This window comes from Negativicutes bacterium, assembly GCA_018052945.1.
GTDB lineage: Bacteria > Bacillota > Negativicutes > JAGPMH01 > JAGPMH01 > JAGPMH01.
In genome coordinates this window covers 1-19,953 of record JAGPMH010000028.1, presented here as the reverse complement: position 1 = coordinate 19,953, position 19,953 = coordinate 1, and the positions used below count along the sequence as shown (strand labels likewise).

Below are 19,953 nucleotides of genomic sequence, written 5' to 3'. Positions count from 1 at the left end.
TGTTCGCTAGCGACTTTTATTATATTACACTACTTACTAACCATTGTCAACACTATATTTTAAAAAAGTTAAACCTACCACTGCCCGTGATAGGTTTAACTGATAGCTTATCTTCTTTTTTCATGAGCTAATTCATATAAATTTGCCGAAGTTTCCGACAACCCTACTAAATCACTAGCTACTCCTTCTATTGCTTTAGCCTGCTGATTAACAATATCAGTCGTAGCATTCCCTTTCGCAACCGTTTCATTAACTGATTGATTAATCATCGAAGTAAACTCTCTGATTTTTTCAATTGTATCTTTAGAACTTCCTGATAATTTTCTTATTTCTTGTGCTACAACGCCAAATCCAGCTCCAACTGTCCCCGCTCTAGCAGCTTCAATCGATGCATTAAGACCTAACAGCTGTGTTTCATCAGCAATATCTTTAATTAAATCAGTTACTTCATTTATTTTACCTGATATCATGTTGACATTCTTAATTTCATTATTTAAATCAACTTGATTAACACTAACATCATTGGCCGAAGCAGCTAACTCTTGCATCGCTGCTGAAACATGCATCAGTTTTTCATTTATAACTTCAGACATCCCTTTTAAAGTATATTTATAATAACCCATTCGTGAAAAAGCATTAGCCATTAAATAAAGAACATTTGCTGCCGCTTCTAATCTATCACGAGAAATATAATTTATTTTTCGCACCGCTTTAACATAATCATCAGGATTAACCCCAATTTCTTCAGCAATTTTGCGATACTTATCTTCATTTGTCAGCGGTTCCGTTAAAACCTGACCTCCCAAAATTGAGCCAATTTGTTTTCCGTTTAAAATAATCGGTGCCGCAAAATCCACTAAACCGGCATGACATTCATAAATTGCCGGCTTACCAGTTTGAGCTGATACCTCCCCGCCTTTACGATCACATTCCATGCATCGTTTACTGCCAATTGGGAATTCCTCGTGTATTTCATACAAAAGTCAGTAAAATAACTAGGTTTAGTAACCATATTGCCTTCGATATCGACCGTAACACTCGTCATCCCTAATGATTTTGCAAAGTCATCTTGAAACTCTTGCAAAAAATCCATATCAAAAACATCTTCCATCTTAAGTTCGGTAACTTTTACATCCTGTTCTTTTTCCATATGCATTCACCCTTTTTAATATATTTCTCTATTCTCTAATATTAATTCAATGAACATGTCTTATAACCATATTATTACAAAATTAGAATATTAGCAATAATTTTTACCATAAACAAGAAAGACTTTGAAGTCAGTTGCTAAACTTTAAAGTCTTTCTGTAAAAACCCTTGTATTAAATTTAACTTTTGCTTTCGCGATAATTTTTTTATCGCAAATTCACGCTTTTGTGCCATAATTTTTTCTTCATATTCTTCATAATAAACCAATTTCACCGGAACCCTAGCTTTGGTATACTTAGCACCTTTTTTATTATTGTGAAGCTCTACTCTTTTAATTAAGTCTACAGTCCAGCCAGTATATAAAGTTTTATCACTGCATTCTAATATATATACAAATGCCATTTTATTCTTGAATTATTTTAATTTCTTTAATAATCACTGGCTCTAACGGTTTATCTTTAGCATCGGTTTTTACAGCACCAATTTTCTTTACTACCGCCATACCTTCTATAACCTTGCCAAAAACACTATGTTTACCATCTAGCCAAGAAGTTTTATCCAACGTAATAAAAAATTGTGACCCACCAGTATTAGGTCCCGCGTTAGCCATCGACACTATCCCTTCTTTATCATGCGTTAAAGCCTGGTTAAATTCATCCTTGATAGTATAGCCCGGACCACCACTACCATCCCCCTTAGGATCGCCTCCTTGAATCATAAATCCGGCAATAACTCGATGAAAGATTGTCCCATTATAAAAACCTTCATTAGCCAACTTTATAAAATTAGCCACAGTTTGTGGCGCTTTATTCTCCAATTCTATCTTAAAAACGCCATAATTCGTATCAACTATCGCATATTTATTATTAGGTATAGTATTTTGTTCCTGACTTGGTTTCAATAAACCGCATCCAGTAATAGTTATAACAACAAAACACAGACTTAATATCAACTTTATTTTATTTATAATAATCAACCCCTACTTCTCAAAAGTTACTTTATCTCCATATTGTTCCGGAAACCATATTTTACTTTCACCATTTTTCGTCACAACTTTATTTTCTCGCCAAACTAACCCATGCATATGCATCGGCACAATATGATCAACTTTCACACAGTGCAAAAATTCATTAACCCCTTTAGCACTGTGTTCTTCCAGACGAGCATCCACCGGGAAAAAAGCAACATCAAAATAAAAACCTTTAATTTTAGAAAGTTCCTTTTGAAAATTTTCTGCTGCGAATTTCAAATTATCTTCAGTATCACCATTCCAGTGCCACCAGTTCAAATCTCCAGCATGAAAAATAGTCCAATCATTAAATTGAACAATAAACGCAACCCCAGCATCAGTCGAACCAATAGTTTTTACAGTGATATCACCTATTATTATTTCATTGTCAGGACTTATTAAATTCACATTACTAATATTTTTTTGTAACACTATATCATCACTTAAAATATAGTAGGTATTAGCACTAGCATATTTTAATATTTCTTCATTATAGTGGTCATGATGGTTGTGTGAAGAAAAAAAATATTTCTTATGATTTTTTAGAAAAAGCTTTGTCAAAACATTATTATCATCAATATAATAATCAAAAATTAATAATTTATCATTTAATTCAATTGCAAAGCCACTGTGACCCAAAAAATAAACTTCGAGCTTACTCATGACAACCCCCTATATCATTAAATATTTTTTCAAAATTGCTTCACCCAAAAATTTATATAACAACACTGCAATAAAACTTCCACCAGCAGAGCTTATCACAAAAGGAAACACATAATAAAACGCCCCAATACTACTACCTAGTAGAACTTTTGCTAAGAAAAAAGCCACAGTTCCACCAATAATTCCTGTGCCAAAAACTTCCCCCAAGGCCGCAACATAAACCGATTTAGTTTTATTATAAGCAACACTTGCTAAAAACGCCCCAAAAATACTCCCCGGAAAAGCCATGATACTACCTGTCCCTAATAAGTTTCTCAATAAAGCAATTCCAAAGGAACCCATAACCGCACCCCTAGTTCCAACCAACACTGCCAGTAATATATTTATTGCATGTTGTACCGGAAAACATTTTGCCACACCAACTGGAATAACGATTAAATGTGCTGATAAAACCCCAATAGCCATAAATAAGGCCGTTAAAATAATCTTTCGCAAATTCATTGTTACCTCACACTATTTTTATATATTTTTCCACTGAAGTTCTATCCAGATTTGAAATAGCATCCAATAACCTTACCCGATAACTACCTAATCCTTCACCAACCTGTAATTTTTCTTTGGCAATTTCACCGGCAATCCCCATAAAGCAAACACCAGCAACAGCACCCCAAAATACATTACCACTCCCAACCGCACAACCAATTAAAGTCGATGTCATGCAACCGGTTCCGGTAACTTTCGTCAACATAAAGTCGCCATTATCAAGATAAACAGCTTCTTTCTCACTAATGATAAGATCACGTTTACCGGTAATTGCGATAACTCCTTGAATTTTTTTAGCTAAATTTAAGCCAATTTCTTCAATCCCGTTATCATCTTCCAGCGAATCAACTCCTTTAGTTTTCGAAGCAAAACCTGATAAACATTTTATTTCTGAAATATTACCTCTAATCACATCAGGCCTTACTTCTGCTAAAATTCTATCGGCAACACTATTGCGATAAGGAGTTGCTCCAACGCCAACCGGATCAAAAATTATTGGCACACCTATTTTTTTTGCTTTTTGACCAGCAACAATCATTGCTTCAACACTACTAGCACTTAATGTCCCAATATTAATGACTAAAGCTTTAGCAATACTAACCATATCTGCTACTTCATTGATATCTTGAGCCATAACCGGTGAAGCACCAATCGCCAATGCAATATTAGCACAATCATTTACCGTAACATAGTTGGTTATATGATGCACTAACGGGCTATGTTTTTTGATATCATCTAAAATATTAATAACATTTTCTGTCATTATCTTCCCTCCTTCAAGCCTTATTCTTCACAACAAAGTATTTTACTACTATCAATATCGCCGTAATCCCCAGCAAAACATCAAGCACTGTTTGAAACATGTCACCGTAAGGCCATTGGCGGCTAACTAGGTGAAATAAAAAAATCACTAAAAAAATTACATCATTAACATTGCTATTTTTATTTTTCATCAAAAACCCCTCACTTTGCTACTGTTATAATTTGAAACTCATCTACATCTACTAACCCTTTATCTGTTAATTTCAGACTAGGAATAACCGGCAAGCTTAAAAAAGCCAACGTTAAAAACGGATCATGGTCTTGATTTAATCCAAGCTTTTCCGTATTTTCACGCAGAGCTGTCAATTTATCCTTTACTGCAATAACATCGGTTTGAGCCATTAAACCACCAATATTTAATGCTAAGGTATTAAGAACTTCTCCTTCTGCAACAACGGTAATTCCACCATTTGCCCTTAAAATTTCCTGAGCCGCTACAATAATATCCTCGTCATTAGTACCTACAATAATAAGATTATGAGAATCATGTGCAACAGTTGAAGCAATCGCTCCTTTTTTTAAGCCAAAACCTTTTACTAATGCAACCCCAATATTACCCGTATTATTATGGCGTTCAACGACCACTAACTTCAGCAAATCTTGGTTTAGATCAATTTTAAATTCTCCATCATTATTATCAAGTTCTACTAGCAATTTTTTCGTTATTATTTCCCCCGGCACCAACTCAATAACATTTGCCATTGTTCCAGTTGCTTTAATTTTAAGATTATCTGCTGTAAGTTCCGGCAATATAATTTTTTTATTAAGCTGGGCTTTCGGCAATTCTTTTTCAAACAAGGCTCTGCCGTTTTCACTCACTAATTTACCATCAATATAGACACTTTGTGGCTGCCAATTCTGCAAATCTTCAAAAATCAACATATCAGCTTTATACCCCGGTGCAATTGCCCCTATTTTATCTAGTTTAAAATAACGAGCAGCATTAATAGTTGCCATTTGTAAAAGAGTTGAAAGATCCGCTCCAGCTTCAATGGCAATTTTAATCATATTGTTGATATGCCCCAATTCCAACAAATCAGCTGGATGTCTATCATCGGTAGCTAATAAACAAAATTGCGCAGTATAACGATTAACTACGGGTAAAATATTTAGTAAATTCTTTGCCGCCGATCCTTCGCGCAACATAACATACATTCCGGCATTTAATCTTTCGAACGCTTCTTCAGCATTAGAACATTCGTGGTCAGAACTAATACCGCCGGCAGCATAAGCCATCAAGTCATTACCCCGTAAGGATGGTGCATGCCCATCAATAATTTTCTGTTGAAAAAGTTCCAATTTTTCTAAAACTTCCGGTGCCGCATTTAAAACTCCCGGATAATTCATCATTTCACCAAGCCCTAAAACCCGCTTATGTTTAATTAGCTTTTTTAAATCTTTAGCTTTTAAAACCGCCCCGGAAGTTTCTAAAAACGTCGCTGGAACACAAGAAGGCAACATCACAAAAACATTTAATGGTAAATCTTCTGTCGCCTCTAAAATATATTGAATTCCTTTAAGTCCCGCCACATTAGCAATTTCATGAGGATCTGCCACCACCGTTGTCGTTCCTAATGGGACAATGGTTTTAGCGAACTCTCCTGGGCTAAGCATTGAACTTTCAATATGAACATGAGCATCAATAAATCCCGGCGTTATATATTTATCAGTACAATCTATTTCAACTTCACCCTTATAATTACCAATTCCGGCTACTACATTACCACAAATTGCAACATCACCGATTATAAAATCGCCAATAAACACATTAAATACCTTCGCATTTTTAAAAACAATATCAGCTTTTTCTTTACCTCTTGCTACCATTATCAATTTTTCCATATCATTACCCCTTTTAAGGTATTTTATCATATTGAATAATTATAACAAAAATAGCTCTATAATAAAATTCATCTTTATTATAGAGCTATAAATCTTCTTTTGTAAATAATGTAAAAAGAGAAGGACTATTCCTTCTCTAAAAGCAACCACCCTTATAGTAACATTAAACCAAGAACTATTCTTACCAACTTCTTCCTAAAATAAAACGTTACGAGGAGCTAATTTCTAAAAGGGTTATCTATTATCTTACGTTCCAAACACTATCGGAGGTTATATGTGATACTAAACTAAGGAAACAACTTACAAACAGGGGTTGTAAACTACCATCTTACAGAACCAAGGTTACCATCTAACTAAACTACAGAGTACCGAATTACTATAAGGATGGTGCTTGTCTTTAGTATAGCATGAGCTTTTAAAAAAAACAATAATTTTCAGAAAATTTAAATAATTTATTTTTTCTTCTTCGATGACGGTAAAGTAAAGCCTCGCCCCAAAACCTCATTGGCATCTTGAACAATCATAAAAGCATATTTATCAATACCGTCCACAATCAATTTAATTTTAGCAATCTGCGTTAAATTAACAACTACAAAAATAATATCTTTGTCTTGTAGCGTAAAGGCGCCTTGGCCTTTTAAGTAGGTCACACCTCGTCCAACTTCTTTAATTATTTCTTCAGCAATTTCTTCTGATTTTCCTGAAATAATCACAACTGTTTTTTTATTATTCAGTCCAGCTACCACTTTATCAGTTAAATTTGAGCTTATAAACATCGAAATCAAAGTAAACATCGCCAACTTTAAACCAAAAAGAAGCGAGGCAACTACCATTAATCCACAATTAACAGCAAAATTAATAAAGCCAACACTAAATCCATATTTTGTTTTGACAATTGCCGCAACAATATCCATCCCACCAGTGCTACTATTAGAACGAAATACAATTCCATAACCAATTCCTGTAAAAACACCACCATAAATCGCTGCTAACATAACATCATCAACAGCATTAAAATGATTTAAAAAGCTTGTTATATCAACTAACAGTGAAAAAATAACAATGCCAAATAAAATATCAAGGGCATATTTTTTGCCAAACATTTTATAAGCTAAATATAATAATGGTAAGTTCATCGCTAAGATTTGTACACCAATTGGCAATCCCACTAAGTAGTAAAAAATAATCGCAATACCACTAATGCCCCCACTAAGTAACTGGTGTGGCACTAAAAACAAATTAATTGAACAGGTACTAATCAAACAACCTAGCGTAATCAACAGATAACGGCCAGCATTTTTTTTCATAATTTCCTCCATTAGGGTCTACCTGTTTTCTTATAATTATAACATCGTTTATTCTAAGGCTCCAGTTGGTAAATTCATTATAATTATTTTTTCAACATAACCATTGCTGACATCAAGTAATAATTTATCGTCAGGATTTTGTTCGTGTTGATAAATATAATATTTTTTCCCATTAATTATTTGTTTTTCACCTTTACCATATTCCTTATTTAATTTATAAAGAGTTGAACCAATTTTTACCCCTTGATTATTCTCATATTTTTTATCTTTAATACTAATAAAAACAATTTTCTTAGTATTAAGATCAAAATCAATTCTAACATCATTATAAACATACTCATCTACCGCATATTCACCAATAAAAGTCACAAACTGAACTTTAGGTTCGCCAATAAGGTTTACCATTTCCTCATAACTCATGCCTAAAGATACTTTTTTATAAGAAAAATCAACTTCCCGCTGCATCGCAAACGAAGTGGCAGTAAGATTAAATATTATTATTAAACATACTAACAGTATTTTTTTCATCCAAATTATTCCTCACAATAAATAATTTTTTAAAAACCAAAATGTTATTAATCCCAAAACAATACTTTTTGCCAATGACTTTGTTTTAGCGGCAATTATTACTACTATTATTGACGTCCAAAGACTAACATTACTTAAGCTAAAGTTTAGCTCTTTATTAGTAATAAAAATTTCCGAAAAAACAAGCGAACCAAATACTGCTGTCGGAACATATTTTAACCACCGTTCAAGTAGCGGTGATATTTTTGTTTTTGCTAAAATAAATGGCGGTAGTGCTCTTGGAATATAAGATACAATACTCATTCCCACTATACACAAGGCAATATCTACATTACTCAACTTCTTCATCATTCCCTTCAATAAAACAAGCTAAGGTTGTTGCCACTACCGTTGCCACCACTATGTGTAATTTATTGTCCAAGTATCCGGATAAAACTAAGGCTAAAATTCCGGAAAACACTCCCGTTAAAACCATCAACTTATTATTAAAATGATATGACCATAATGCGATAAACATCGCAGTAAGTGTATAATTTACAATATCACTATCAACATTAATAATATTACCAGCAACATTTCCCAACATATTACTAAAAATCCAGCAACTATGGGCAATTAAATTCAAAGCTAGCGCTTTTTTAGCATCCCAATTTCCACTGCTAAATTGAATCATATTAACCGCAAAAGTCTCATCAGTTATCCCCTGCGGAAAGATTGTCAAAAACTTTTTTGATTGTCCTAGTAAATAAGTCCCCAGTGATGAACTATATAATAAATGTCTTAGATTAACAATGAAAATAGTCACAACAATTGAAACAATTGATGCTCCTCCACCAATCATTGCTGCGGCTATAAACTGACCACTACCAGCAAAAACCAATAATGACATAATTCCGGTTTGACTTACCGTCAAGCCAACTTTTTGGGCTAACACCCCACAAGCAAAGCCTAGCGGCAAATAGCCTAAACAAATCGGCCAAGCACTTTTCCAAACTGTTTTTTCTTTCAGCCCGTCAAAAATAATAACACCTTCTTTTAAAACTTTAAAATATAAGATAATAATCTTTTTTAACTTATATTTTATTAAGACCATTATTATTATAACTATATAATATCTTTTTTTCAATTACCGACATTCAAAAAGCAACTAAACTTCCGTTTAGTTGCTTTTAATTATCCTACAAAATTTCCATCTTTAAAAACTATTATTTCTTCATTATCTGTCGTTACCCCAATAATACTTAAGTCCGCAGTACCTATCATAAAATCTTCGTGGACAATCGAATCATTGACCCCTTTTTCCGCCAACTCTGTTTTACTCATATTTTCACCATCTTTTATACATACCGGGTAAGCTTTACCAAAAGCTAAATGGCAAGATGCATTTTCATCAAATAACGTATTATAAAACAACAAATCCATATTTGAAATTGGTGAGTTTTGTTGCACTAACGCCACCTCGCCTAAATAAGACGCCCCAGCATCAGCTTCCAATAATTTTTTTAAAATTTCTGCCCCCTTAGTCGCACTATACTTTATTACTTTGCCTTCTGCAAAAGTAAGTTCAAACCCTTCAATTAAATTACCATGATAATTCAAAGGTTTAGAACTTACCACCTTACCGTTAACACCATTTTTAAGTGGCATCGTGAAAATTTCTTCCGTTGGCATATTAGCAATAAATTCTGTACCAGCAGGAGTAAATTCAGAACCACCCAACCATAAATGATCTGTCGGTAATTGAATTGTTAAATCAGTACCAATACCATTTTTATATTTTAAATATTTAAATTTATGTTTATTCATAAACTCCATTTGGCCTTTTAGCGTTTTTTTATGTTCTTCCCAAGCCGCTACCGGATTAACAGTATCAACTCTTACTGCTTTAAAAATTGCTTCCCACAGCTTTTCAATCGCAAGCTCAGCTTCTAGTTCCGGAAACACTTTTTTCGCCCACGCTACTGTTGGAATAGAAACAACACACCAAGCATTTTTATTACTCATCAATCTTTCTCGATATTCCTTTAAGGCATTACTGCTGGCTTTTTGTGCTCTAGCAATTCTTTCCGGATTAACATCCTTTAAAAGCTCCGGGTCAGCTGCTGATATTGAAACAAACGCCGCCCCTTGTCTAACATAAGATAGATAAAACTCTTTACGCCATTGTGGAAACTCGTCAAAAATTTCATCCGGTGCCATCATAAATCTAATTTTACCTAATAATTCGTCACCCCAGCTAACAACTACTTCACGGGCACCAGCTTGATAAGCCGCCGTTGCCACTAACCTTGTAAATTCAGCACACTCAATCGGTGCATTAATTACTAAAATTTGATTTTGTTCTAAGTTTACACCGGTTTTAACGATTAATTCTGCATACTTTTTTAATTTATCCATTTGATCCTCCTGTAAAGTTTTCTTATATCATAATTTTATACCATCATCAACAATTCTGTCTAACATTGTGAAAAACAGATGTAGCTTGGCTTAAACCATTCTACATCTGTTTTCTTAAGCTTGTATCTTGACCTTATTCTTATAACCCCACCTAGCAATAATAAAAAAGATTGTTCCTAGCATTAACAAAATTATTGAATTAACATAAACCACCGGTGATGAACCCATTAACATTAAATCTCTTACACAACTAGCTAAGTGTGTCAACGGAAAAAGCATTGATAGTCCGTAGCTAATAGGCTCCATTGCTTGTTGTGGCCAAGTATAGCCTGAAAAAACAAAGGCTGGAACTGTATAAAAGATTGAACACCGACTAAATATTAATTCATTTTTGGTAATAATCGCTAGTAGCCACGCAAAGCCAATGACACTAAAACTAAAACAAGCTCCAATAATCATTAAATCTACAATATTAGCTTTAAACGGAACACCAAAAGCAATACTAGCAATCATTAAAGTTATAATATATGCACAAATCGCCCCAAGAAAATAAGGCATTATCTTAGCACTTAACTTTGCCCAACTATATTCTTCTTCATCACAATTAGTCAGCTTACTCAAAAAACTGCCACCAATTGATAAAAATATTCCTTGTTGTAAAGCCGCCAACGCTAAGCCAATAACAAAAAAGTTCAAATAACTTTCCGTTGGATTATTAAGTACTCTAAATTTAACATTCACCGGATTAACCTTATCTAAGGCATTGCTAGGGCCCGAGCTCGCTTGCAAGATCTTCATTCCGGCACCTTTACCAATAGTTCTAATAATATTTTGCAAATTGGTTGTCGCCGCATTAACCGTTACCAAATTAGAACCATCCGCAAAGATTAACACATCTGCTGACAATCCCAATTTAATATTTTTAGCAAAGTCACGTGGTATTTGAATTCCCACTGCGGCTTCTTTAGTTTTAACTAAATCATTCATTACTTCTTGATCATTGACTTGACTAGTAATTTTAAATCTCTCTGAATCAGCGATACATTGAATTAAAACTCTACTCGCCATACTATTATCTTCATCATATATTACTAAAGGAATATTTTTAACAATACCAGGACTATATAAAATACTGAATAGTACTAAATATGCAATCGATGCTCCCACCAAAAAAATAATTCTACGCGGATCTTTAATTAGCATATTTTTTGCTTCAGCAAGGAAATTTTGCCACCAACTCATAACGAAACCTCCTTTGTAACAGCTTTGTTACGCAGATAAAAAATAACGCCCGCTATAATCAGCAAAAAACTCCCCATACCGAACATTGTTAAAACATCGCTATTAAGAGTCGGCGAATAGCCTAATAGTAATAAATCTCTTAAACTTACACACACATATTTTAATGGCATTACAGCTGAAATAGCTTGCCCTAAAGAACTCATTGCAAAATCAGGCCAACTAAGTCCGCTATATAGTAATCCCGGCATCAAGTATAATAAAGGCATTTGAATTGCTTGAACCGGATCAGGAAATAGTGCTGAAAAAACAAAGCATATTGCAATTAACAAAAAGGAAAACGCACTACCTAATATTAAGGTTTCTAAAAAGTTTCCCCGCCAAGGCACAGCAAAAATGTTATGTACTGCTAATACCACTAATAGAAAACTAAAATTAGCCACTACCCAATATGGAATAAACTTACCACAAACCATCGCTAATGATTTTTTTACACCAAATATTATCTTCTTGTTATATTCTTTGTTAAGTGCAGTAATAACAACCAATAAAATAGCTATCTGCAAACCATTAATCCCCAGTCCACCTAACATAAATTCATTATAACCAGTAACCGGATTGTTAATAATTCTAACTTTAATATTTATTGGCATCACTGTCGCTAAGGCTTGTGTCGGCAGTTTGTTACCAGCTTCTAAAATTTTTTCTCCAGTTCCCGCCACAAAAGTTTGAATTATTTCCTGACAAGATGACATCATCACATTATTATACATAATATTACTGGCATTTACCGTTATTAACACATCAGTCCCTAGACTTAACTTAATATCCTTCGCAAAGTTAGGCGGGATAACAACCCCGACCATTGCTGTTTCGTTTTTTAGCAAACTTTCCAATTCTTCAGTAGATTGTACCTGCGCAACAACTTGATACTTATCAGAGTCATCAAACATATTAATTAAAGTTCGACTAGCCAAGCTGTTATCTTGATCATAAATTACTGTTGGTAATTCACTCATAACATTTTTGCTATAAACTAAGCCAAATAAAACAGTATAACATAAGGGCAAAAGTAATAATATATATAATAACTTGGATTTAATTGATAGAAATGTACTACTTTCCTCTTTTGCAAACTTAAATATATTCATTTAATCCACCACTTAACTTAGCAACTTAAAACGCATACCCGGTTTAATCACATCGTTATTAACCTGAATTTTAACGTTAAAAGTAATAATATCAGTATCGCCACGTTCATCTGTTGCCCGATAAGTCGCAAATTCCGGTTTATTGCTAATATCGACAATTACCCCTTCGACTTGCAGTTTTTCATCACGCCCTTGTAATTTTACACTTTGATTCAAGGCATATTTACTCAATTCAGTTTCTTTAACTTTTAAATTAATCCAATTATCGACTGGATCTTGAATCGTTACAATTGGCATCCCTTGAGATATCATTGCCCCAACTTCTACAAACTTCGTTGTTACAATGCCTGAAAAAGGTGCTTTTATTTCTGATTCATCCAAAGCGATTTCCACTTGGCTTAAGGCTGCTTGAGCCTGCGCAATTTTACTTTGGACAGCTTTCTCATTAGCCACATTAACGTCAGTTTGCAACAGACCAGCTTGTGCTGCTTTCAAATTAGCAGTAGCTTGTTGATAGGTCGCTTCCGCAACTTGATATTTGGTAGAGTATGCATCAAAAACCTGCTTGGAAACAGCTCCGGAATTAAACAGTTCACTAAATCTATTATAATCATTAGTCGCCAACGCTAAATCAGCACCAGCTTTATCAATTTGTGCTTGAGCCGTAGTAACAGTAGCTTGTGAAGTTTGATCTTGTAATTTTGTAACTGTGGACGCTTGATTATTTTGCGCTGTTAATGCACTAATGTTTGCTTTCGCCTGATCAGCTTGTGCACTAATATCACGTTTATCAATTCTAGCGATAACTTGACCTTTTTCAACTCTATCGCCTTCTTTTACTAATAACTCTACAACCCTTCCCGGAATTTTAGAGTTAACATCAACCTCTTTACCTTCAGCACGTCCCCATAAACTTTGGTCTTCATTTTTATTACCACACCCCACTAACAAAGAACTAAGGGAGATTAGCACCATCATATAGATCATATTTTTTTTCAATAAATTAAATTTAATAAATTCAAACATTTGTTACCTCCAAGTATTTTATTTTTTAGCTAAACCATTTATTAAGATCTCAACCAAGGAATTAACTACATCCGCATAAGTTATATTGTTTTCTAATAAGACCTTTTCGTCAACAGCTTCATCAAAGAGATTATTTAACATGATTTTTAGCACTCCATCTTTTATTGGCACAACTTCGCCCGCCCTAACGCCATCATTTAACAATTCAATAATATTATTAATGCGACTTTGTCTAAAATTATTAACCTTCTCCCATTGTTCCGGGTAATTTTTCTTCAATTCATCATATACGGCGGTATTTATCAACGGATAAACCTTATGTTTAATCACTAATAACTGTCGAAACTTATTTAATACACTTTTATTAGAATTATATATTTCACTTTCTTGCTTTTTTAAATCAAGCATCAGATATTCAACACAAGCTGCTATTAATTCAGCCTTTGATGAAAAATTTTCATAAAGAGAAGTTTTACTAATACTAAGTCTGGTTGCTAAATCATTCATTGTAAATTTAAAACTCTTTAATTTAATCTCATCAAAAACTGCCATAATAATTCTCTCTCTCAAGGTCCTCCTCCTCTCAGTACTATTTTGTACTAGTTCGGTACTCGAAGTACAATGAAATTTTATTACTTTAGTTAAAACTTGTCAATAAATTTTTAAATAAGTATAATAGATAGTACTTTAAATTATAGGAGGAACGCTTATGTGGCTCCAACATAAAACATCAATACTAATTACAGTAGCTATTTCAGGACTCTTTTCACTCTTTTGGTTCGTCCCAAATCTAGCCATCGTATTATTTGTTTCAATCTTACTAACCTTATTATTAACACCGCTGGTGGATAAGCTCACCACGAAAAAAATCAACCGTAATATTGCAGCCTTTATTATTTTAAGTTTGTTTATCACCGGAACTATTTTAACATTGACTCTTTTATCAAAAAATTTAATTCCTAGCTTAACCAAATTTATTAACGACTTGCCAATATTTACACAGAATTTAAAGCAACATCTAAACACACTTTCACCAGAAATCAGTCAACAACTCGAAACTTTATTTCAAGATTTGGCTAGTTTTAGTATTTCTGCTATCACCTCTTCCGTAAACTTATTGGTAAATATTTTTTCAAGTTTACTAGATATCGTGATGATTATTTTTATCACCTTTTACCTCTTAGCCGATGGTAAGACTATCAAACTTTTTCTCTGTCAATTATTCCCCAAACCAGATAATAAAAGAGTTAATAATTTATTAACTAATATTATTCAAGGTTTAACTTATTATATTAGAGGACAATTGGCAGTTTGTTTCATCACCGGAACAGTCGTTTTTATATATTTTACCGTTTTAGGCTTACCTTATGGTTCTGTCTTTGCTTTTTTATCAGCAATTGCTGAATTTATTCCAGTAATAGGACCTACTTTTGCTTCGGGCTTAGGGATTTTATTTACTTTAACAACCTCTAGCTCATTGGCCGTTCAAACATCAGTGTTTTACCTAGTCTTAACACAAATAAATCACAATCTTATTTTTCCACTTTTAATTGGTAAAACTTTAAACATTCACCCAATCGCCATTATGATCAGCTTATTATTTTTCGGTAAAATCTTAGGCGTTCTTGGGATGTTTTTAGCTGTACCAATCATTGTAATCTTTAAATTATTAATTGAAGATATCGCTAAAGCCAATAATTAAATTTAATTCGGAGGCATCTATGAAAATTATCAAAAAATTCATCAGCTATTATCAGCCTTATAAAGTTTTATTTTTTGCTGATATGTTTTGTGCTTTATTAATTTCACTAATCGACTTATCATTCCCCCAATTATTAAAGTTTTTCAATAACAATCTCTTCCAACAAGACTCTAGCATTATCATTAACAGTCTGTCCTTAATCGCCTTTGCCTTTGTAGGTATGTACCTCTTACGCTTTTGTTGTCAATATTTTATTACATCCTGGGGTCATATTATGGGCGCTCGAATGGAAAGTGATATGCGCCAAGATTTATTCAATCACTTCCAACGCCTACCCTTTTCTTATTATGATAAAAACAATACCGGGGAAATGATGTCTAAAATTGTTTCCGATTTATTTGACATCTCAGAACTAGCACATCATGGACCTGAAAACATTTTTATTTCCTTGCTAAAAATTATCGGCTCGTTCATCCTCTTATCAATGATTAATAATAAATTAACATTAATCCTCTTTATTATCACATTAATAATGATAGCCTTCAGCTATTTACAAAATCGTAAAATGCACAAAGTATTTATGGATAATCGCAAAAAAATTGCTACCGTCAATGCCAGAGTTCAAGATAGCCTGTCTGGCATTAGAATTGTTAAGTCATTTGCTAATGAGGAAATTGAAGAAGCAAAGTTTAGTGATAGTAATTTAGAATTTCTCAGTTCAAAAGAAAGCAGCTATAACATGATGGGAATTTATCAGGCTGGTAATTCTTTTTTTCAAGGCTTATTATATACCGCTGTAATAATTGCCGGTGGTTATCTTATTGCCAGCAATTCCATGCAAATTGCTGATCTAGCGATTTACGCTTTGTATATTGGCATTTTAATTAGTCCGATTGAAGTACTAATAAATTCCACTGAGCAGTTTCAAAAAGGCTATGCCAGCTTTAAACGATTTGTTGATATTTTAGATGAAACACCTGAAATTTTAAATTCACCTAATGCTATTGATTTAACCACCGTCAATGGTAAAATAGCATTTGAAAATGTTAGTTTCTATTATGACAAAACAAATGAAGTTTTAAATAATGTCAATTTACAAATCCCTGCCGGAAAAACAATCGCCTTAGTCGGTCCCTCCGGCGGCGGTAAAACAACCCTTTGTTCCTTAATTCCGCGCTTTTACGATGTAAATTCCGGACAAATCACTATTGATGATATTGATATTAAAGCAGTAACCCTAAAATCACTTCGCAACGCTATTGGTATTGTGCAACAAGATGTTTATATGTTTGCCGGCACAGTATTAGAAAATATATCATATGGTAATCCCACTGCTACCTTTGAAGAGATTGTAGCCGCTGCTAAAAAGGCAAATATCCATGACTTTATCATGAGCTTAGCAGAAGGCTATAATAGCCATGTTGGCGAACACGGTGTAAAATTATCCGGTGGTCAAAAACAGCGACTAGCGATTGCTCGTGTTTTCTTGAAAAATCCGCCAATTTTAATTTTAGATGAGGCCACCTCAGCACTTGATAACGAAAGTGAGCAACATATTCAAAAGTCTTTAGAGGAACTTGCCACTAATCGCACCACCATTGTTATTGCACATCGTTTAAGCACTATCAAAAATGCCGATGAAATCATTGTTATAAATGATAACGGTATTCAAGAACAAGGCACTCATGAAAAACTATTAACCCAAAATGGTCTATATGCCAAGTACTACAATATGCAATTTGAAAATATCGACTAATAAAAAAACTGCCCCCTGAAAGTTAGATTTTTAGTTCTAACTTTCAGGGGGCAACTCATTTACATTTCATCTTTTATTACACAAAATCCAGTTCCATAGCAAATTTTAGTTACAGCACCACTCATTAATATGCTCTTATTATCTTGGATTTCTATTTTTATTATACCACCTGGCATATGAACATTAATAGAATTATCCACAAGTTCCAATTTATGCGCAACACTGGCTGCTGCACAACTACTACTGCCCGAAGATAAGGTATATCCTGCCCCTCGTTCCCATATTTCAATTTGAATATTATTTTTGTCCAAAACCTTTAAAAACTGCACATTTATTTTTCCTGGAAACAGCTTGTGCTGTTCAATTTTTTCGCCATACTGTATCGCAATTTGTTTAGAAACTTCATCACAAAAGACTACACAATGAGGATTGCCAATAGATACGCACGATATTTTAAAACTTTTATTATCAATAACCAAATCTTCATTAATGACTTCTCTAATTGCTCCGCATACAGGAATATCTAAACTGTTAAAAGAAGCTGTGCCCATATCAATTTTTATAAAATCAGCTGTTTCATCCAAAATTTCAACACCAACAACCCCGCCGAGGGTATTAACCGAAAAATTTTTATGGTTAATATATTTTTCCTCATATAAATAGCGGGCAAAGATTCTTAAACCATTACCACTTTTTTCAGCCTCACTACCATCAGGATTAAATATTTTAACTGTCATTTGACTATTTTCAATAATTGGTCCATATAAAATACCATCAGAGCCAATACCAAAATGTCGATCACAAATCAGCTTTATTTGCTCTACTGTTAAATTTATTTTTGTTTTATTAGGGTCAATAACCAAATAGTCATTACCTAATGCTTGATATTTAGCAAACTCAAACGACATCATAATCCCCACCTATAAAGTAATCTTATAAATAAATTATATTATTATATTAATTCTTAGTCCTTGCACAAAATAGCAAAAGAACTATGCAAAAAATGCTATAATAAAATTACATTTATTTTTGTGAGGTTATATATGAATACCGATATTTTAGTCGATACTCCGAAAAAAAGTTATCTAGATGCTAATTATAAATTCTTCGCCATTAAAGATACTACCACTCCAGCAATAGATTATCACTACCATGATTTCGATAAAATAATCTTTTTTATATCAGGTAAGGTAAACTATCATATTGAAGGTAAAATATACAAGCTTAAACCCTGGGATATTTTGTTAATTAAACATAATACTATCCATTCTTTAAGCATTAATCCGTCTACACCATATCAACGCTTTATTCTATGGCTAAAACCTGATTTTTTTTCTCAACATAATATCGCACCATTATATAATTGCTTTGATATCAGTATAAAAAACAATTTTAACCTAATTCGTTTTTCGAATGATGAGCTACCTGTCATAAAATCAATAATTCAACAACTCTCTGCACAGCAAGAAAATATTTTTGCTCAAGAAATATTGCAAACAGCTTTGATAACGCAAATTTTAGTTCACCTAAACCGATCTTGTCTAACCCCTATCGAAAGCACTACTGATGTAGAATATGATCAAGTTATCTGTGATATTTTAAGCTATCTCAATAACAATATCAGCGAAGACTTAAATGTCGATAAAATTTCAACAATATTCTACTTAAGCAAAGCTCATTTAATGCGAAAATTCAAAAAACATACCGGCTATAGTATCCATAACTACATCTTACAAAAACGACTGTATAAGGCTTCGCAACTCATTAAAGACGGTGATAATATTACCACCGCTGCATTAAACTGTGGCTTTAATGACTATTCCAGTTTTTCACGTGCCTTTAAAAAAATGCATCATCTTTCACCAAAAGAATTTCAGCAAAAAAATAGATAATAGCAATGATTTTTTCATTGTTATTATCTATTTTAATTTTGTATGATAATTATCAATTTTTTCATTAAACAATTTAGCTAACTCTTGCTTTACATAAAAAGTTATCTCAAAATAATTAAGTTTCTTTTTTATAAACTCAATTACCAACATACTAGTAATACCTTCATGTTTAATATAAAAACTTATTTTTTCTTCTTCCTCTTCAGAAACTACCAATTTTCTAACAACATTTCGCACTCTCAATACTTCGCTTTCTCCAAAGCCATTAATCAAAAGGTCGCTAATACTATTAAGTAAAATATCAAGATTTTCATAAATTATCTCAACAGAAATACCTTCTAAATCTTGCTCAATTTCCGGATAATATTTTTTTATAAAATATTTCGCATCATCAGTTATTTCTTCAGTATCAGGTTCATTTAACAGTTTGATTTTTAACAAAAACTTCTTGAGATGAAAAACCGTCATTACTATTGGTAAAATCAACACTATCACAAACACTGCAACACCAATAGAATTATCGGAAACCGGCATACTATCTCTAATATGTTCAACTATATTTTTCCATTCTCGTTTTTGCTGAAAATAAATATAAAAAGCAACAGCTATATAAAGAGAAATCAATAACGAAATACTTGTTAATTCATCAAAGTTATACATACTATATTTTCCTTTTCTATTTAGTACTAATATCATATCAAAGATTCTTTATATCCAACAAGCTTAAATTTATATTATTACAAAAGAATATTTTTATGTAAAAAATAAAGCTTTTAGGATTTTCTCCTAAAAGCTTTTTGGTTTAACTTAATTGGCGTTCGTGTTCGCCGGCGTGGATTTTGGCAATGCTATTATTTTCACCCATCAATACTACCGTTGGAACATGAGCTTTGGCTTCTTGTTGTTCCATCAATGCGTAGGACATAA

General features: G+C 33.0%; 21 protein-coding genes and 1 pseudogene. 3 read left to right on the top strand and 19 right to left on the bottom strand.

Features of this window, described 5'->3' with window-relative positions:
- Positions 1-107: 107 nt before the first annotated feature.
- The 17 genes and pseudogenes from KBI38_05605 to KBI38_05525 form a co-directional block, all read right to left on the bottom strand.
- Positions 108-1,156: pseudogene (locus KBI38_05605) on the bottom strand (PocR ligand-binding domain-containing protein).
- Between the two features lie 131 nt (positions 1,157-1,287).
- Positions 1,288-1,551: a GIY-YIG nuclease family protein gene (locus tag KBI38_05600; GenBank protein ID MBP8629536.1), complete on the bottom strand. Its 264-nt coding sequence runs from the start codon at positions 1,549-1,551 to the stop codon at positions 1,288-1,290.
- A 1-nt stretch (position 1,552) separates the two neighbouring features.
- Positions 1,553-2,119: a peptidylprolyl isomerase gene (locus KBI38_05595; GenBank protein MBP8629535.1), complete on the bottom strand. Its 567-nt coding sequence runs from the start codon at positions 2,117-2,119 to the stop codon at positions 1,553-1,555.
- 9 nt (positions 2,120-2,128) lie between these two features.
- On the bottom strand, positions 2,129-2,821 hold the full coding sequence (locus KBI38_05590) for an MBL fold metallo-hydrolase (protein ID MBP8629534.1): 693 nt from the start codon (positions 2,819-2,821) through the stop codon (positions 2,129-2,131).
- A gap of 9 nt (positions 2,822-2,830) precedes the next feature.
- Positions 2,831-3,322, bottom strand: coding sequence for an energy coupling factor transporter S component ThiW (thiW, locus tag KBI38_05585; GenBank protein ID MBP8629533.1), 492 nt, complete (start codon positions 3,320-3,322; stop codon positions 2,831-2,833).
- Positions 3,323-3,329: 7 nt separating this feature from the next.
- Positions 3,330-4,127, bottom strand: a complete 798-nt coding sequence (gene thiM / locus KBI38_05580; protein MBP8629532.1) for a hydroxyethylthiazole kinase — start codon at positions 4,125-4,127, stop codon at positions 3,330-3,332.
- Positions 4,128-4,140: 13 nt separating this feature from the next.
- Complete coding sequence (locus KBI38_05575) at positions 4,141-4,317, bottom strand: hypothetical protein (GenBank protein ID MBP8629531.1); 177 nt, start codon at positions 4,315-4,317, stop codon at positions 4,141-4,143.
- A 10-nt stretch (positions 4,318-4,327) separates the two neighbouring features.
- Positions 4,328-6,058, bottom strand: coding sequence for an adenine deaminase (ade, locus tag KBI38_05570; protein MBP8629530.1), 1,731 nt, complete (start codon positions 6,056-6,058; stop codon positions 4,328-4,330).
- 422 nt (positions 6,059-6,480) lie between these two features.
- Positions 6,481-7,335, bottom strand: coding sequence for a YitT family protein (locus KBI38_05565; protein ID MBP8629529.1), 855 nt, complete (start codon positions 7,333-7,335; stop codon positions 6,481-6,483).
- A 48-nt stretch (positions 7,336-7,383) separates the two neighbouring features.
- Positions 7,384-7,863 carry a hypothetical protein gene (locus tag KBI38_05560; protein MBP8629528.1) on the bottom strand — a complete coding sequence of 160 codons (480 nt, stop codon included), beginning with the start codon at positions 7,861-7,863 and terminating at the stop codon, positions 7,384-7,386.
- A 12-nt stretch (positions 7,864-7,875) separates the two neighbouring features.
- Positions 7,876-8,202: an AzlD domain-containing protein gene (locus tag KBI38_05555; protein MBP8629527.1), complete on the bottom strand. Its 327-nt coding sequence runs from the start codon at positions 8,200-8,202 to the stop codon at positions 7,876-7,878.
- Positions 8,195-8,989 carry an AzlC family ABC transporter permease gene (locus KBI38_05550; GenBank protein ID MBP8629526.1) on the bottom strand — a complete coding sequence of 265 codons (795 nt, stop codon included), beginning with the start codon at positions 8,987-8,989 and terminating at the stop codon, positions 8,195-8,197. Before KBI38_05550 ends, KBI38_05555 begins: the two co-directional genes overlap by 8 nt.
- A gap of 47 nt (positions 8,990-9,036) precedes the next feature.
- Positions 9,037-10,260, bottom strand: a complete 1,224-nt coding sequence (locus KBI38_05545) for an aminopeptidase (protein MBP8629525.1) — start codon at positions 10,258-10,260, stop codon at positions 9,037-9,039.
- A 114-nt stretch (positions 10,261-10,374) separates the two neighbouring features.
- On the bottom strand, positions 10,375-11,502 hold the full coding sequence (locus KBI38_05540; GenBank protein ID MBP8629524.1) for an ABC transporter permease: 1,128 nt from the start codon (positions 11,500-11,502) through the stop codon (positions 10,375-10,377).
- On the bottom strand, positions 11,499-12,650 hold the full coding sequence (locus tag KBI38_05535) for an ABC transporter permease (GenBank protein MBP8629523.1): 1,152 nt from the start codon (positions 12,648-12,650) through the stop codon (positions 11,499-11,501). The genes KBI38_05540 and KBI38_05535 overlap by 4 nt, the downstream gene beginning before the upstream one ends.
- Before the next feature lie 12 nt (positions 12,651-12,662).
- Positions 12,663-13,637, bottom strand: coding sequence for a biotin/lipoyl-binding protein (locus KBI38_05530; GenBank protein MBP8629522.1), 975 nt, complete (start codon positions 13,635-13,637; stop codon positions 12,663-12,665).
- Between the two features lie 57 nt (positions 13,638-13,694).
- Positions 13,695-14,246, bottom strand: a complete 552-nt coding sequence (locus KBI38_05525) for a TetR/AcrR family transcriptional regulator (protein ID MBP8629521.1) — start codon at positions 14,244-14,246, stop codon at positions 13,695-13,697.
- Positions 14,247-14,385: 139 nt separating this feature from the next.
- Here KBI38_05525 and KBI38_05520 point away from each other — a divergent pair, with 139 nt between their 5' ends.
- Together KBI38_05520 and KBI38_05515 are read left to right on the top strand one after the other, a co-directional pair.
- Positions 14,386-15,378 (top strand): AI-2E family transporter, encoded by a 993-nt coding sequence (locus KBI38_05520; GenBank protein ID MBP8629520.1) that lies wholly within the window; start codon positions 14,386-14,388, stop codon positions 15,376-15,378.
- Between the two features lie 19 nt (positions 15,379-15,397).
- Positions 15,398-17,134: an ABC transporter ATP-binding protein gene (locus tag KBI38_05515; protein ID MBP8629519.1), complete on the top strand. Its 1,737-nt coding sequence runs from the start codon at positions 15,398-15,400 to the stop codon at positions 17,132-17,134.
- Positions 17,135-17,193: 59 nt separating this feature from the next.
- Here KBI38_05515 and KBI38_05510 read toward each other — a convergent pair whose 3' ends face one another.
- Complete coding sequence (locus KBI38_05510) at positions 17,194-18,042, bottom strand: diaminopimelate epimerase (GenBank protein ID MBP8629518.1); 849 nt, start codon at positions 18,040-18,042, stop codon at positions 17,194-17,196.
- A gap of 135 nt (positions 18,043-18,177) precedes the next feature.
- Here KBI38_05510 and KBI38_05505 point away from each other — a divergent pair, with 135 nt between their 5' ends.
- A complete protein-coding gene (locus tag KBI38_05505; GenBank protein ID MBP8629517.1) occupies positions 18,178-19,026 on the top strand; it encodes a helix-turn-helix domain-containing protein in 849 nt (282 codons plus the stop codon).
- A 27-nt stretch (positions 19,027-19,053) separates the two neighbouring features.
- On the opposite strand, the gene KBI38_05500 is transcribed toward KBI38_05505, so the two are convergent.
- Positions 19,054-19,686: a hypothetical protein gene (locus KBI38_05500; protein ID MBP8629516.1), complete on the bottom strand. Its 633-nt coding sequence runs from the start codon at positions 19,684-19,686 to the stop codon at positions 19,054-19,056.
- Positions 19,687-19,953: the final 267 nt, after the last annotated feature.

What these genes read in the sequence shown, in the direction of transcription:
- KBI38_05575 (MBP8629531.1), bottom strand. Translation starts at nt 4,317, where the DNA reads ATGAAAAATAAAAATAGCAATGTTAATGATGTAATTTTTTTAGTGATT.
- ade (MBP8629530.1), bottom strand. Translation starts at nt 6,058, where the DNA reads ATGATAAAATACCTTAAAAGGGGTAATGATATGGAAAAATTGATAATG.
- KBI38_05535 (MBP8629523.1), bottom strand. Translation starts at nt 12,650, where the DNA reads ATGAATATATTTAAGTTTGCAAAAGAGGAAAGTAGTACATTTCTATCA.
- KBI38_05565 (MBP8629529.1), bottom strand. Translation starts at nt 7,335, where the DNA reads ATGAAAAAAAATGCTGGCCGTTATCTGTTGATTACGCTAGGTTGTTTG.
- thiM (MBP8629532.1), bottom strand. Translation starts at nt 4,127, where the DNA reads ATGACAGAAAATGTTATTAATATTTTAGATGATATCAAAAAACATAGC.
- KBI38_05560 (MBP8629528.1), bottom strand. Translation starts at nt 7,863, where the DNA reads ATGAAAAAAATACTGTTAGTATGTTTAATAATAATATTTAATCTTACT.
- thiW (MBP8629533.1), bottom strand. Translation starts at nt 3,322, where the DNA reads ATGAATTTGCGAAAGATTATTTTAACGGCCTTATTTATGGCTATTGGG.
- KBI38_05540 (MBP8629524.1), bottom strand. Translation starts at nt 11,502, where the DNA reads ATGAGTTGGTGGCAAAATTTCCTTGCTGAAGCAAAAAATATGCTAATT.
- KBI38_05530 (MBP8629522.1), bottom strand. Translation starts at nt 13,637, where the DNA reads ATGATCTATATGATGGTGCTAATCTCCCTTAGTTCTTTGTTAGTGGGG.
- KBI38_05505 (MBP8629517.1), top strand. Translation starts at nt 18,178, where the DNA reads ATGAATACCGATATTTTAGTCGATACTCCGAAAAAAAGTTATCTAGAT.
- KBI38_05590 (MBP8629534.1), bottom strand. Translation starts at nt 2,821, where the DNA reads ATGAGTAAGCTCGAAGTTTATTTTTTGGGTCACAGTGGCTTTGCAATT.
- KBI38_05500 (MBP8629516.1), bottom strand. Translation starts at nt 19,686, where the DNA reads ATGTATAACTTTGATGAATTAACAAGTATTTCGTTATTGATTTCTCTT.
- KBI38_05515 (MBP8629519.1), top strand. Translation starts at nt 15,398, where the DNA reads ATGAAAATTATCAAAAAATTCATCAGCTATTATCAGCCTTATAAAGTT.
- KBI38_05510 (MBP8629518.1), bottom strand. Translation starts at nt 18,042, where the DNA reads ATGTCGTTTGAGTTTGCTAAATATCAAGCATTAGGTAATGACTATTTG.
- KBI38_05600 (MBP8629536.1), bottom strand. Translation starts at nt 1,551, where the DNA reads ATGGCATTTGTATATATATTAGAATGCAGTGATAAAACTTTATATACT.
- KBI38_05520 (MBP8629520.1), top strand. Translation starts at nt 14,386, where the DNA reads ATGTGGCTCCAACATAAAACATCAATACTAATTACAGTAGCTATTTCA.
- KBI38_05545 (MBP8629525.1), bottom strand. Translation starts at nt 10,260, where the DNA reads ATGGATAAATTAAAAAAGTATGCAGAATTAATCGTTAAAACCGGTGTA.